At 34.8% G+C, this 13664-nt stretch carries 16 protein-coding genes and 2 other annotated features; of the genes, 15 read left to right on the top strand and 1 reads right to left on the bottom strand.

The genetic code is table 11. From position 1 onward, the window contains the following. Nucleotides 1-19 precede the first annotated feature (19 nt). The 14 genes from mutM to RTL21_RS12595 all read left to right on the top strand — a co-directional run bounded on the left by mutM (nt 20) and on the right by RTL21_RS12595 (nt 11829). Nucleotides 20-847, top strand: a complete 828-nt coding sequence (mutM, locus tag RTL21_RS12660; protein ID WP_312096246.1) for a DNA-formamidopyrimidine glycosylase — start codon at nt 20-22, stop codon at nt 845-847. 78 nt (nt 848-925) lie between these two features. Beyond that, on the top strand, nt 926-1561 hold the full coding sequence (ytaF, locus tag RTL21_RS12655) for a sporulation membrane protein YtaF (RefSeq protein WP_312096245.1): 636 nt from the start codon (nt 926-928) through the stop codon (nt 1559-1561). Between the two features lie 201 nt (nt 1562-1762). Then, nucleotides 1763-2368: a dephospho-CoA kinase gene (coaE, locus tag RTL21_RS12650; protein WP_312096244.1), complete on the top strand. Its 606-nt coding sequence runs from the start codon at nt 1763-1765 to the stop codon at nt 2366-2368. A gap of 109 nt (nt 2369-2477) precedes the next feature. Further along, nucleotides 2478-2933, top strand: a complete 456-nt coding sequence (nrdR, locus tag RTL21_RS12645; RefSeq protein WP_312096243.1) for a transcriptional regulator NrdR — start codon at nt 2478-2480, stop codon at nt 2931-2933. A 108-nt stretch (nt 2934-3041) separates the two neighbouring features. Further along, on the top strand, nt 3042-4451 hold the full coding sequence (locus RTL21_RS12640) for a replication initiation and membrane attachment family protein (RefSeq protein ID WP_312096242.1): 1410 nt from the start codon (nt 3042-3044) through the stop codon (nt 4449-4451). Between the two features lie 21 nt (nt 4452-4472). Beyond that, a complete protein-coding gene (gene dnaI / locus RTL21_RS12635; RefSeq protein WP_312096251.1) occupies nt 4473-5402 on the top strand; it encodes a primosomal protein DnaI in 930 nt (309 codons plus the stop codon). Between the two features lie 43 nt (nt 5403-5445). Beyond that, entirely contained in the window at nt 5446-5754 is a 309-nt protein-coding gene (locus RTL21_RS12630) for a hypothetical protein (RefSeq protein ID WP_312096241.1), read from the top strand. Between the two features lie 211 nt (nt 5755-5965). Beyond that, nucleotides 5966-6811: a sporulation protein YtxC gene (ytxC, locus tag RTL21_RS12625; protein ID WP_312096240.1), complete on the top strand. Its 846-nt coding sequence runs from the start codon at nt 5966-5968 to the stop codon at nt 6809-6811. A gap of 71 nt (nt 6812-6882) precedes the next feature. Further along, nucleotides 6883-7122: a binding site (T-box leader), on the top strand. 82 nt (nt 7123-7204) lie between these two features. Then, nucleotides 7205-9142 (top strand): threonine--tRNA ligase, encoded by a 1938-nt coding sequence (thrS, locus tag RTL21_RS12620; RefSeq protein ID WP_312096239.1) that lies wholly within the window; start codon nt 7205-7207, stop codon nt 9140-9142. A 314-nt stretch (nt 9143-9456) separates the two neighbouring features. After that, nucleotides 9457-9594: a sequence feature (ribosomal protein L20 leader region), on the top strand. Nucleotides 9595-9744: 150 nt separating this feature from the next. Beyond that, nucleotides 9745-10248 carry a translation initiation factor IF-3 gene (gene infC, locus RTL21_RS12615; protein WP_016201804.1) on the top strand — a complete coding sequence of 168 codons (504 nt, stop codon included), beginning with the start codon at nt 9745-9747 and terminating at the stop codon, nt 10246-10248. A gap of 15 nt (nt 10249-10263) precedes the next feature. Beyond that, nucleotides 10264-10464, top strand: coding sequence for a 50S ribosomal protein L35 (gene rpmI, locus RTL21_RS12610; protein WP_016201803.1), 201 nt, complete (start codon nt 10264-10266; stop codon nt 10462-10464). A gap of 26 nt (nt 10465-10490) precedes the next feature. After that, on the top strand, nt 10491-10847 hold the full coding sequence (gene rplT / locus RTL21_RS12605; protein WP_031534824.1) for a 50S ribosomal protein L20: 357 nt from the start codon (nt 10491-10493) through the stop codon (nt 10845-10847). A 71-nt stretch (nt 10848-10918) separates the two neighbouring features. Further along, entirely contained in the window at nt 10919-11185 is a 267-nt protein-coding gene (locus RTL21_RS12600; protein WP_312096238.1) for a DUF1294 domain-containing protein, read from the top strand. A 68-nt stretch (nt 11186-11253) separates the two neighbouring features. Continuing rightward, nucleotides 11254-11829: a TVP38/TMEM64 family protein gene (locus RTL21_RS12595; protein WP_312096237.1), complete on the top strand. Its 576-nt coding sequence runs from the start codon at nt 11254-11256 to the stop codon at nt 11827-11829. A 59-nt stretch (nt 11830-11888) separates the two neighbouring features. On the opposite strand, the gene RTL21_RS12590 is transcribed toward RTL21_RS12595, so the two are convergent. Then, nucleotides 11889-12254, bottom strand: a complete 366-nt coding sequence (locus tag RTL21_RS12590; protein ID WP_312096236.1) for a sigma-w pathway protein ysdB — start codon at nt 12252-12254, stop codon at nt 11889-11891. A gap of 291 nt (nt 12255-12545) precedes the next feature. Here RTL21_RS12590 and RTL21_RS12585 point away from each other — a divergent pair, with 291 nt between their 5' ends. Next, nucleotides 12546-13631: a M42 family metallopeptidase gene (locus RTL21_RS12585; protein ID WP_312096235.1), complete on the top strand. Its 1086-nt coding sequence runs from the start codon at nt 12546-12548 to the stop codon at nt 13629-13631. Nucleotides 13632-13664 lie beyond the last annotated feature (33 nt).

The following is a 13664-nucleotide window of genomic DNA, read 5'->3' as shown; positions in this document are numbered from 1 at the left end:
ACGGAAATGAGGTATATAGGTGCCAGAATTACCAGAAGTTGAAACGGTACGTAAAACGTTGAAACAGTTAACGCAAAATAAAGTGATAAAAGAAGTGGTTGTTTCATGGGCAAAAATGATTAAAAAACCAGAAAATGCAGAAGAATTTTCCGATGCATTAGTTGGTCAAACGATACTGGATGTAAAAAGACGAGGCAAATTCATATTAATTGAAACAAATGATTTTACGATCGTATCGCATTTGCGAATGGAAGGCAGATATGGTGTATTTCAAGCTGGCGATTCAGTTGATAAACATACCCATGTTATTTTCTTTTTTGAAGATGGATCAGAATTAAGATATAAGGATGTTCGGAAATTCGGAACGATGCATTTATTTAAAAAAGGGGAAGAATTAAACGCCATGCCCCTTTCTCAATTAGGTCCTGAACCATTTGACGCAGATTTTACGATTGCGAATTTTACTGAGCGATTATTGAAAACCAGTCGAAGCATAAAAACAGCATTATTGGATCAAAAAATCGTAGTCGGATTAGGGAATATATATGTAGATGAAGCTCTATTCCGAAGTGGCATTCATCCAGAGCGTCTTGCTAATTCGCTAAAGACAGAAGAAGTAGAGAAATTGTATAAAGAGATTATTGCAACGTTATCAGAAGCGGTTGAAAAAGGCGGCAGTACGATTCGTTCTTATGTAAATACACAGGGACAAATTGGCATGTTTCAGCTTGAACTATATGTCTATGGTCGAAAAGGACAGGAATGCAAAGCATGTGGCCATACATTAGAAAGAATTATAGTCGGCGGTAGAGGGACTGTTTTTTGTCCTAATTGTCAAAAAAAATAAAACAATAAACCTGAATTAACATTGGATGGGCTCTTTCCATATAGTATATTACTATTGATTTGGAAGGAGCTTATCTTTATGGCCCAGGTGTTTTCTCTTTTATTATTAGCAATTGCTGTCAGCATCGATAGCTTTAGTGTTGGTTTTACTTATGGACTACGAAAAATGAAAATGCCCTTAAATTCTATCCTTATTATCGCCTGTTGTTCTGGTCTGACACTTCTAACAGCAATGTTGGTAGGTCATGTTATTTCAAGGATATTCTCCCCGTCGTTTGCAGAGAGTATAGGTGGCATTATTTTAATAATATTAGGTGGATGGATTCTTTACCAATATTTTAAGCCAAGCAAGGAAAAGGAAATATTAACGGAAGAGAAGAATATTGTTAATGTTGAAATAAAGTCTTTAGGGATTGTCATAAATATTTTAAAGAAACCTTTATCAGCTGATTTTGATAAATCAGGAACGATTACAGGACTAGAGGCAGTTATGTTAGGCTTTGCTCTGTCTTTAGATGCATTTGGAGCAGGAATTGGTGCTTCTATGCTTGGATTTCCTCCGCTTTTTTTAACATTTGCTGTCATATTTATGAGTACATCCTTTGTTTCCTTAGGGATATATCTAGGTAAATTTCTGTCAGAGAAAAGTTATATGGATAAATTCTCCTTTATTCCTGGGCTTATCTTAATCATTATTGGACTTTTTAAATTGTGAATGCACTAGGCTGCTTAAATATAAATTTTCCTATTAAAAATAATTTAGAAAACAGTCTTAATAAATAGCGGAATTAGGTTGTTTTTTTTTCTAAGGCGGTGACCCTTCCTTGGCAAGTCGCCTTTGGAATTCCACCTAAACAACAAAAAGTGTTTTTTTTTTGATTTGTTACATACTAAATTTAATAAGGTAGGTATTGACATGACGTTAACTGTAGGTTTAACTGGAGGAATTGCGAGTGGTAAATCGACAATATCCTCCTATTATCAATCACTAAATATCTCAATTATTGACGCTGATGTAGAGTCGAGATTAGCTGTTGAAATAGGAGAACCAGCGTATGAGAAAATTGTTGCTCATTTTGGCAAGGAGATATTACATCTAGATGGTACCATAAATCGCCAAAAGCTTGGAGAAATCATTTTTTCGAATGAACAGGAACGCACTGTGCTTAATAGTATCGTTCATCCTGATGTAAGAAGAAGAATGGATGAGAAGCAAAGACTAGCAGTTGATGCAGGAGATAAGATCGTGATTTTAGATATCCCCTTACTATTTGAAAATAAATTAAATCAAACTGTCGATCGAACAATTTTAGTATATGTAGATCAAGATATTCAAATTGCTCGATTAATGAAAAGAAATGATTTAAGCTATGAGCAGGCGGTAAATAGAATAAATGCCCAAATGCCTTTGCAAGAGAAGAAGTCTCTTGCGGACGAAGTAATAAATAATAATGGATCTTTAGAAGATTCATTACAGCAGGCGAAGGGCATTTTGGAAAAGTGGAAAGTTTTCCCTATATGAAAATAGGTTAAGGAAGAGAATTTGCGATAATTACTTGTACAAGCCTTTGATTTTATATAATATGAAGATAAGTAGATACATGGAACAATGAATTCGGAGCTGATATGAAATGAGATGTCCTACCTGTCAACATAATAACACCCGCGTTCTTGATTCACGACCAGTTGATGAATATAAGTCGATTCGCAGAAGAAGAGAGTGTGAAGCTTGCGGCAATCGATTTACAACTTTTGAAAAAGTAGAAGAGATTCCTTTGATTGTAGTGAAGAAAGAGGGGACACGTGAAGAATTTAGCAAGGATAAAATATTGCGTGGTCTAATTAGAGCGTGTGAAAAGAGACCGGTTGCTTTAAAGCAATTAGAGGAAATTACGGCAGAAGTAGAGAAAGAACTTCGAAGTAATGTTGCCTCTGAAATAAAGAGTGAAACCATTGGCGAAATGGTGATGGACCGCTTGGCGAAAATTGATGAAGTGGCATATGTACGTTTTGCATCAGTTTATCGCCAGTTTAAAGATATAAATGTGTTTATTGATGAACTAAAGGAATTAATAAAAAAAGACTAACTGACTACATGGAAATGATAACTAAGGGAGCTAAAGATTTCTTTAGCTCTTTTTTGCCTTTCATTTCCTTTGAGGGAAATAGAATTAGTATAGAAAGGAAGAAACAATATGTCTCAGCATTGGCAAGACCTACTTCCGGTCGACAGATATCGAGTAGCTGTAAATGGATTGTTAAGTGATTACGATCGAAAGACAATCACCTTCTTGTATCAACCGTTAATTGGGACAAAGTGTTTAGCTTTATATATGACTTTATGGGCAGAAGTAGAAGAAAATCGCCTGTGGTCCATGACAAATACACATCATAGCTTAATGAATTTCATGAGTTGTGGTTTAAATGACATATATGAAGCAAGACTAAAGCTAGAAGGAATTGGTCTGTTAAAAACATATCTTAAGAAAGAGGATGGAAATCGATCATTTATTTATGAATTACAGCCTCCTCTATCACCAGCCCAGTATTTTCTAGATGGTATGTTAAATGTTTATTTATATAGAAAAATTGGAAAAGCACAGTATGGCAGATTGAAGAAATTCTTTTCCGATGAAAAAATGTCTGATCCTGGTTATCAGCCAGTAACGAAAGCTTTTCAAGATGTATTTATGTCTGATCATGGCAGCGCTGTGCGGGCAATCCATGAATTAGATGAAGAGGAAGCTTTTGATCAAATGTATATCGATAAGGAAGAACAAACTGGCATTCAAATTTCTAAGGGGGATTTTGACTTTGAGCTAATGTATGCCGGTATTCACGATTCATTGGTATCGAAGAATGCCTTTACAAAAAAAGTTAAGGAAGCGATACAGAATCTCGCATTTATATATGGGATTGATCCAATCCAGATGAAGAATATTGTTATTAGTGCTACTAATCATCAAGATGAGATTGATGTAGAAGAATTGAGAATAGCAGCTCGTGATTGGTATCAATTTCAGCATAATGATTTGCTGCCAATGTTAGTTGATCGAAAGCAACCGAAAAAGGAATATTCATCGACCGATGAGCCAAAATCGAAAGAGGAAGAATTAATTTATTATTTAGGTCATGTGGCCCCGCGAGAAGTATTGAAAGATGTTTCAGGAGGTGTAGAACCTTCTAAGACAGACTTGCAAATTATAGAAGAACTTATGTTTTCTCAAAAACTAATGCCTGGTGTAATAAATGTACTTATACAATATGTTATGCTAAAAACAGATATGAAATTGACAAAGGGCTATATAGAAAAAATTGCTGGCCAATGGGTCAGAAAGAATATTCGCACGGTTAAGGATGCAATGGATTTAGCGAAAAAGGAACATAAGCAATATATGGAATGGGCGCAAGGTAAAAAAAATCCACAATCAAAGTCAAGTCGAAAAGCAATTCGGACAGAAAAAATTCCAGAATGGTTTGGGCAACAGGACCAGCGTAAAGAAGAAACGACAAAAACAGAAAGGAAGACTCCAGCTAAGGAAGCAAGCGATAAAGATTTGGAACAGAAGAAGCGAGAGCTGGAAGAACGGATAAAAAAATTATAAAATCAGGTGGTGAAGCAAACGGTGGAGAGAATTAACGATACATTAAAGAAATTTGGTGCAGGCAATAATTTTCAGGAGCGATACCGTGCAATGAAACAGGAAGTACTTGCACATCCAGATGTAAGAGCCTTTCTAAGAGAGCATGAGGATGAGCTTACTTCCAATGCGGTTGATGTTGGAATGATGAAGCTTTATGAATATGCCAATCAAAGTAAGGCGTGCCATAAGTGCCCTAGTCTTCAAGGCTGTGTAAATATGATGCAAGGTTACCATCCTAGCCTTGTAATTATCAGAGGAAATATTGAGATTCAATATGATCGCTGTCCACGTAAGCTGACTGAAGATAATCAAAAGAAAAAAGAAAAGCTGATTAAAAGTTTATATGTGCCAAAGGATATTCTTGAGGCTTCCTTTAATACAATTGATCTTGATGGAGAGAGAATGGAAGCAGTGGAAGCTGCTATTCGATTTGTAGAGGATTATAAACCTGGTGAAAGACATAAAGGAATTTACTTTTATGGAGAGTTCGGTGTAGGAAAATCGTATATTTTAGGAGCAATTGCTAATAAACTTTCTCAAAAACAAATTTCCTCCATGATTGTGTACGTTCCTGAATTATTTAGAGAAATGAAAAGCTCGATTGCCGATAGTACATTAAATGAAAAAATCGAAAGAATAAAAAGGGAGCCTATTTTGATGCTAGATGATATCGGTGCAGAAACGATGTCTAGCTGGATTCGAGATGAGGTTCTAGGACCGATTTTGCAGTTTAGAATGCTGGAGAATCTACCTACTTTATTTACATCTAATTTTGATTTTAGTGGGTTAGAGCATCATCTAACCTATTCTCAAAGAGGAGAAGAGGAAAAGATGAAAGCGATGAGAGTGATGGAGAGAATTCGTTATTTATCTACACCTATTCATGTAAAAGGTAAAAATAAGCGGGTGTAATATTTCGCTCTAGAGTTTTATTTATAGTAAGGAGAAGTGTAAGTTGACGGAAATTTCGAATGCAGAAAAATTACTAATAAAGCGATATAATCAATTTCTTTTGTTTGTATCTATTACTATTTTGCTATTGTTGATCCCTTTTTTCCTATCCTTTTATAGCCCAGGAATCTATAAAATAATCTTAGCGCTATTAGTATTCGGATTAACTTATACGTATATTACAAAGGACAGAAGGCTGCTTGCATACGTAAGAAATCTTTGCGAAAAACGAGCTGTCTCTTTTCAAATGTTGTATATTGGATACATTATTTTGTATGCAATTATAGTAAGTGCCATCGTATTCTTTTTATAATGTGGGTGGCTAAAGAGAAAGGCAAATCAGGTGGTGATAGACAGACTAAAAAAAGGTCTGTCTATTTTTTTATTTAAAAAAAGCAATTGCTAAATGTCTGCATATTTTTATTAATAACATACGCCAATGACTTTCCATATTTTATAGTCTATTTTCTCCTTCTCCCCCATATATATGGAATCGAGGACTTCTTTATAAAGGGGGGATACGGTTGATTGAAATTCAATTTCATGATAAAAATGATGCAAAGAAATTCTTGCGTATGATGAATAAACAGGCAAAATTTGCTGAGTCGTTTGAGAGAATGGGCGACGGAAATAAATTTATAGTCGTTAAAACAGATGGAAGCAACACAGCAGTACAAAAGTGCTTAACTGCTTTTATCTTGCATATAAAAACAGATGATTGGGCAAAAGAAATATTACAAAAACGTTATTTCTATATGGATGAACTAGAACAGCAGAGTATATTAGAAATTCTTCACAGCCTAATAGAAGAAGAGCGTGAAGGCATTACATCTTTAATAAAAGCTATAAATATAAAAACCTGTCTTTTAGAAAGTATGAATAATTTTATGGTTGAAATGCATAGTGAATTTTCATTTGATTCCTTTGTAACCTTTCGATTAAAGGCTTTTTTTGAAAAGCTAATAAAATACATAGAACTATCGATTGATGAGTACAAAATGGAACAAGAATATCAAGTTTTTATTCATACATTACGAAATTCCCTTGCTAAAAAGGCTTCAAAAGTGAATCATATCCATGTATTAATTGACTTAGAAATACAGTTTTTTGACACAGAATATCGAGAAATTCCCCAACAGGAATTAATGATGCTGTATGAACAAAGAAATTTAGCTTCTTCTAGCTATTATATCGACCCATATTCCTTAGGACCATTGCTTGCGCTTGCTCCGAAAATAATTTATTTATATACAGAAGATAGGGAATTGCCTATCGTGCGAACAATAATAAATATTTTTGAAGAACGAGTTCAGCTGCTAGAAAAGGAACATTTTTTCCTAAGGGTAAACACTCAGACAGAAATGAAATAAGATTCCCATTAATCCCCTTGATTTTATGTTTAGAAAAGCATATAATAACGTACATAAATTAACTATAACTTATACATGTAATGATAAGGACAATAGTTTTCTTGTACGGTTCAAAGAGAGGGAAGGATGCTGGGAACTTCCTAACACGATAAGATTACTTACCACCTTTAAACTTCAGTCACGAACAGGAGAGTTAAGTAATGACTGGCGGTCTCAGCAGCCGTTATCTGTTTAAACTAAAGCCAGGCAAATAAATTGTTTGGGAATTAGGGTGGAACCACGTGTTTACAAATTTAAAACTCGTCCCTTCGTATAGGGACGGGTTTTTTTGCGTTTAATCGGTTCTTATCTTGCATGCAAAGCTTAATGGCGAAAAATAAAGGAGGAAGTTTCATGTCAGAATTAATTAAAATTACATTTCCAGACGGAGCAGTAAAGGAGTTTCCGGAAGGGACAACAACAGAGGATATTGCTGGTTCTATTAGCCCTGGTTTAAGAAAAAAAGCACTAGCAGGGAAAATCAATGGTTCATTATTTGATCTGAAAAGACCAATCTTAGAGGATGCATCTTTTGAAATTGTTACAGCTGATAGCCCTGATGCATTAGAAATCTTGCGTCATAGCTCTGCTCATTTAATGGCACAAGCAATTAAACGAATTTATGGAAATGTAAAGCTTGGAGTAGGACCAGTTATCGAAAATGGGTTTTACTATGATATTGATTTAGAGCAATCATTAACACCAGAAGATTTACCAGCTATTGAAAAAGAAATGAAGAAAATTATTAACGAAAATCTTGAGATTGTCCGTAAAGAAGTGAGTCGCGCTGAAGCGATTGAGCTTTTTAAAGAAATGGATGATGAATATAAACTAGAATTAATCGATGCAATCCCTGAAGATGAAACAGTAACATTATACCAACAAGGTGAATTCGTTGATCTTTGTCGTGGGGTGCACGTTCCTTCTACTGGAAAACTAAAAGAGTTTAAATTACTAAACATTGCTGGTGCGTACTGGAGAGGAAACAGCGATAATAAAATGCTTCAACGTATTTATGGTACAGCATTCTTTAAGAAAAGTGAGCTAGAGGAGCATTTACGCTTTTTAGAAGAGGCAAAGGAAAGAGACCATCGCAAAATCGGAAAAGAATTAGATTTGTTTATGACTTCTCAAAAAGTAGGACAAGGGTTACCGTTATGGCTTCCAAAGGGTGCAACAATTAGACGGATTTTGGAACGCTATATTGTAGATAAGGAAGAAAGATTAGGCTATAACCATGTTTATACTCCAATCATGGGTAGTGTGGATCTATACAAAACCTCTGGACACTGGGATCACTATCAAGAAGATATGTTCCCTGTCATGGAAATGGATAATGAACAGTTAGTACTTCGTCCAATGAATTGTCCTCATCATATGGTTGTATATAAAAATGACATTCACAGCTACCGCGAATTGCCAATTCGTATTGCCGAGCTTGGAACAATGCATCGTTATGAAATGTCAGGAGCATTATCAGGATTACAGCGCGTTCGTGGAATGACATTAAATGATGCACATATCTTTGTAAGACCAGACCAAATCAAAGATGAATTCAAACGTGTCGTAAACTTAGTATTAGAAGTTTATAATGATTTTAACATTACAGATTACTCTTTTCGTTTATCTTATCGTGATCCAGCGGATACAGAGAAGTATTTTAATGACGACGCAATGTGGAATAAAGCACAAAGTATGCTAAAAGAGGCAATGGATGATCTTGGTCTTGATTACTTTGAAGCAGAAGGAGAAGCAGCGTTCTACGGTCCGAAACTAGATGTACAAGTGAAAACAGCTTTAGGAAAAGATGAAACACTATCTACTGTTCAATTGGACTTCTTATTACCAGAACGCTTTGATTTAACATATGTTGGAGAAGATGGAAAACAGCATCGTCCAGTTGTTATTCATAGAGGAGTAGTTTCAACAATGGAACGCTTTATCGCATTCCTTATCGAGGAATATAAAGGAGCCTTCCCGACTTGGTTATCACCAGTACAAGTACAAGTGATCCCAGTATCACCTTCTGTACACTTCGACTATGCAAAAGAAGTACAAGAAAACTTACAAAGACATGGCTTCCGTGTAGAGCTTGACGAACGTGACGAAAAAATTGGCTATAAAATCCGCGAAGCACAAATGAAAAAAATTCCTTACATGCTAGTAGTGGGAGATAAAGAAGTAGAAGACAAGGCAGTAAACGTCCGCAAATACGGCGAACAAAAATCAGAAACAGTCGCTTATGTTGACTTTTTAGAGAAATTAACACAAGAAGTTAAATTATCAAATTAAGTTAGACATTCATTTTTAGAAGGATTTTCTCTTAGGATTTTGTTTATCATAGATTGAGGATAAGGATTCTTGAGTTGATTGGAAACGGAAATCAACGGGCTTCTTAAAAAGCCAAAAAACAATCGAAATCTTGTTGTTTTTAAGATTGGGAAGTCCGAGTTCCGTTCTGTATTCCCAGCTTTTCAGAAATTATGCATAAAAAGTATTGCATTGAATCAATTATTTTGATAAAATTTTTCTCGTTGTGATATTTCTTTCGTTGACTTACAGATATCATTGTGATATAGTTACTAAGGTAAATTGAATACGAGTTTGAGGAAAAGAAGAAGCACCCGCTTCTCACCTGATTGACACAGATTCCAAGTAGTTAACAGGTATTACGTAAAACATTTTAGGTCTTACTATGTTATCGTAAGTGTGGGTGAATTGTTCATCCACACTTTTTTATTTGGATGATAAAGATTACAAAGCCTACGATGTCAACTTGGGAGTCAAGTGTCAATTAGTATCTAAACTAGAGAAGGTGACCTAGAATAGATTATTCTTGACCCGAACGTTGTATTCGTCATTAACCTTGGAGGTGTTTAACTATTAGCAAAGATATGATTTTAAATGAAGGCATTCGTGCTAGAGAAGTTCGTCTTATTGACCAAAATGGAGAACAGCTTGGGATTAAAACGAAATTTGAAGCTCTTGAAATTGCAACACGTGTAAATCTTGATGTCGTTCTTGTTGCTCCAAACGCAAAACCACCAGTAGCTCGTATCATGGACTACGGTAAATACAAGTTTGAACAGCAAAAGAAAGAAAAAGAAGCACGTAAAAATCAAAAAATCATTAATATTAAAGAGGTTCGCCTTAGTCCAACTATAGATGAGCATGACTTTAATACAAAGCTTCGTAATGCTATTAAGTTCCTAGAAAAAGGCGATAAAGTAAAAGCATCCATCCGTTTTAAGGGACGTGCTATTACACATAAGGAAATCGGTCAACGCGTACTTGTTCGTTTTGCAGAAGCTTGTGCAGAAGTTGCCACTGTGGAATCACATCCAAAAATGGACGGTCGAAGCATGTTCATGACTTTAGCGCCTAAAAACGACAAGTAAGAGGAGGAATACCAAATGCCAAAAATGAAAACTCACCGCGGAGCTGCTAAACGTTTCAAAAAGACAGGCTCTGGTAAATTAAAACGCTCAAAAGCTTATACTAGTCACTTATTTGCTAACAAATCTACTAAGCAAAAACGTAAACTTCGCAAAGCTGGATTAGTATCCAAAGGCGATTTCAAACGCATTCGTCATTTATTAGACAACATTAAGTAATTTTTTCAATATAGGAGGGAAATAATATGCCACGTGTTAAAGGCGGTACAGTTACACGCAAACGTCGTAAAAAAGTTCTTAAATTAGCTAAAGGTTATTATGGTTCAAAACATACATTATACAAGGTTGCAAACCAACAAGTAATGAAATCATTAATGTATGCTTACAGAGATCGTCGTCAAAAGAAACGTGATTTCCGTAAATTATGGATTACTCGTATCAACGCAGCTGCTCGTATTAACGGTCTTTCTTATAGCCGTTTAATGCACGGATTGAAGTTAGCTGGTATCGAAGTAAACCGCAAAATGCTGGCTGAACTTGCTGTAAGTGATGAAAAAGCATTTGCTGAATTAGCAACAGTTGCTAAACAAAACTTAAAATAAGTTTTAAAAAAAGAAGGTATTTGATACCTTCTTTTTTTATACATTTTTAATTGCATGAGGGAGGGGAATATGTGCTACCATTATTATTAATCTATTTAATTTTCATCAATTTACTTGGTTACCTATTAATGATGATTGATAAAAAAAGAGCGATAAAGCACCAATACCGAATAAACGAGCGAACACTTTGGACTACCGCCATTCTATTTGGTGCTTTTGGTTTATACATTGGTATGAAAAGCTATCGTCATAAAACAAAACATGCTTCATTCAAGTATGGTTTACCTCTCTTATCTGTAATAGAAATAGGGATTGTACTATATGGACTAAATGTTTAGGCATATTCTCTTGTCTTTTTCTATACACTTTAATAACAGCATGATTCTTTAGAGCAGAAGGTGATAAGATGGAAGAGCAGTTATCAATCCTATTTGTTATGGTAGAAGTTGGTGGGATATTAGCGCCGATTATATTTATTTTATTTCATACGCTACGGCAATTTTTATTTATTCCTCCAATACTGGTCTGTATTGCTGGAGGAGTATTGTTTGGAGTAACGCTTGGAACCATCTATTCTATTATCGGTTTAACGATTAATTGTCTTATTTTCTATTCCATTATTCATCGCTTGCCAAAAACACATCGGAAACTATCTACTCTAAAAAAAAGATGGTTTGGAGAATATCGTAATTTGACGCTTGGGCAGATTACCGTCTTGCGGTTAATTCCAGTTTTTCATTATCATTTATTAAATTTTTGCTTATTAGAGAAAAGAAAAAGTATAAAAGAATATGGAAAAGGAGCATTTCTAAGTAATATACCACTGGCTTTCTTTTATACTATTTTTGGTCAGTTTATCAGCCAATTTTCGTTAACGATGGTTGTTATAATAATGTTTGCATTGGCAATCCTCGTCTATATTTTAAGGGAAAAGATAACAGTTATAAAATGGAGGGAATTTTTTAAAGAAGCCCATGAGTAAAAAGAGCTTTACAGCAAAAGGAGTAGGAAAATTGTAGAGTCTTGCTTTCATGCAAGACTCTATGTGTTTTTATCTACCTCATTAAATCGTGTCCAATCGATTTTAGCCTTTGGGTATATAGACAATAGGGACTGTTCTATATAGGCTTTGTCTTGTTTTGACATCTTTGTATTATAAGGATTAGTAGGGAATAGTAAGATATGGTCAACCTCTTTTGCAGCTGCGTATTTTTCCCCTTCGAACAAATGTCCTTTATATGTTAGTAAAAGGTTCATTCTTATATTGTCCTTTTTATCAAACAAATAAAATGTTCCACGCTTTTGCGCGAACTTTAATCGTCGCTGTGGATTCGTTAAGAAAGATAGGATTCGAAACAAACCGTAAATGAGAAAAGCGAGCAGAACAATTAACAAAAGCCATTTCATAAAAGAGCCTCCAGTAACTTAATTTTTCAGGATTAACTAATAGATTACGATTGAGAACTAAAAAGGTTTCATATTTTGAGAAAAAATATTTTTAAAAAAGAAAAAGCAATAAAATAAATAGAAACAAAGAATTGTTACATAATATAAGCAAGGATTCATTGTTATCTTATATTAAATTGAAGTAAACAAGTTTTTAATTAAAGATTCATTTTATTAATAACTAATGCTTTGTACTATATTTATTTTCTAGTATAATAATGAAGAATAAATTATATTAAGGGAGTCGAAATAATGGCGAAATTAGATGAAACATTAACGATGCTTAAAGACCTTACAGATGCAAAAGGTATTCCAGGAAATGAAAGAGAACCTAGAGAAGTAATGAAAAAGTACATAACAGAATATGCAGATGAAGTGACAACCGATAATTTAGGAAGCTTAATTGCTAAGAAAGTTGGTCAAGAAAATGGCCCGAAAATTATGGTTGCAGGTCATCTTGATGAAGTTGGCTTTATGATCACTCGTATAGACGATAAAGGATTTCTATATTTCCAAACAGTAGGCGGCTGGTGGTCACAAGTAATGCTTGCTCAACGAGTAACAATTGTTACAAGTAAAGGAGAAATTACAGGAATTACTGGATCAAAACCACCACATGTATTAAGTGCAGAAGCAAGAAAGAAACCTATTGACCTTAAAGATATCTTTATCGATATCGGTGCATCTTCTAAAGAGGAAGCGATGGAATGGGGAGTAAAGCCTGGAGATATGGTTGTTCCATATTTTGAATTCACGGTTATGAATAATGAGAAAATGTTGCTTGCTAAAGCATGGGATAATCGAATTGGTTGTGCTATAGCAATTGATGTATTAAAAAATTTAAAGGATACTGAACATCCTAACATTGTATATGGAGTTGGTACGGTTCAGGAAGAAGTTGGTCTTCGTGGTGCGAAAACAGCTGCAAACTTCATCGAACCGGATATTGGTTTTGGCGTAGATGTGGGAATTGCTGGTGATACACCAGGAGTAACGGAAAAAGAAGCGTTAAGTAAGATGGGGAATGGTCCACAAATCATTTTATATGATGCGTCTATGGTTTCACATAAAGGCTTACGTGATCTTGTTACAGACACAGCAGATGAGTTAAACATACCTTATCAATTTGACAGTGTACCAGGTGGCGGAACAGACTCAGGTTCTATTCATTTGACACATAAGGGTGTTCCAACTTTATCTATTACAATTGCAACACGTTATATTCATTCACACGCAGCAATGCTTCACCGTGATGATTATGAAAATGCGGTTAAGCTAATTGTTGAAGTTATTAAGAGATTAGATCGTGAAACAGTTGATGCATTAACATTTGCATAAGTAATAAGAGAAAAAGGGAATTTGATTTTTTAA

This window comes from Niallia sp. (assembly GCF_031978665.1).
In the GTDB taxonomy this organism is placed as follows: Bacteria; Bacillota; Bacilli; order Bacillales; family Cytobacillaceae; genus Niallia.
This window is presented reverse-complemented; position numbering and strand designations above follow the sequence as displayed.

Bases quoted from the DNA above. Each gene is read 5' to 3' on its own strand.
- ytaF (WP_312096245.1), top strand. From the start codon at position 926: ATGGCCCAGGTGTTTTCTCTTTTATTATTAGCAATTGCTGTCAGCATC.
- coaE (WP_312096244.1), top strand. From the start codon at position 1,763: ATGACGTTAACTGTAGGTTTAACTGGAGGAATTGCGAGTGGTAAATCG.
- nrdR (WP_312096243.1), top strand. From the start codon at position 2,478: ATGAGATGTCCTACCTGTCAACATAATAACACCCGCGTTCTTGATTCA.
- RTL21_RS12640 (WP_312096242.1), top strand. From the start codon at position 3,042: ATGTCTCAGCATTGGCAAGACCTACTTCCGGTCGACAGATATCGAGTA.
- thrS (WP_312096239.1), top strand. From the start codon at position 7,205: ATGTCAGAATTAATTAAAATTACATTTCCAGACGGAGCAGTAAAGGAG.
- infC (WP_016201804.1), top strand. From the start codon at position 9,745: ATGATTTTAAATGAAGGCATTCGTGCTAGAGAAGTTCGTCTTATTGAC.
- rpmI (WP_016201803.1), top strand. From the start codon at position 10,264: ATGCCAAAAATGAAAACTCACCGCGGAGCTGCTAAACGTTTCAAAAAG.
- rplT (WP_031534824.1), top strand. From the start codon at position 10,491: ATGCCACGTGTTAAAGGCGGTACAGTTACACGCAAACGTCGTAAAAAA.
- RTL21_RS12595 (WP_312096237.1), top strand. From the start codon at position 11,254: ATGGAAGAGCAGTTATCAATCCTATTTGTTATGGTAGAAGTTGGTGGG.
- RTL21_RS12590 (WP_312096236.1), bottom strand. From the start codon at position 12,254: ATGAAATGGCTTTTGTTAATTGTTCTGCTCGCTTTTCTCATTTACGGT.
- RTL21_RS12585 (WP_312096235.1), top strand. From the start codon at position 12,546: ATGGCGAAATTAGATGAAACATTAACGATGCTTAAAGACCTTACAGAT.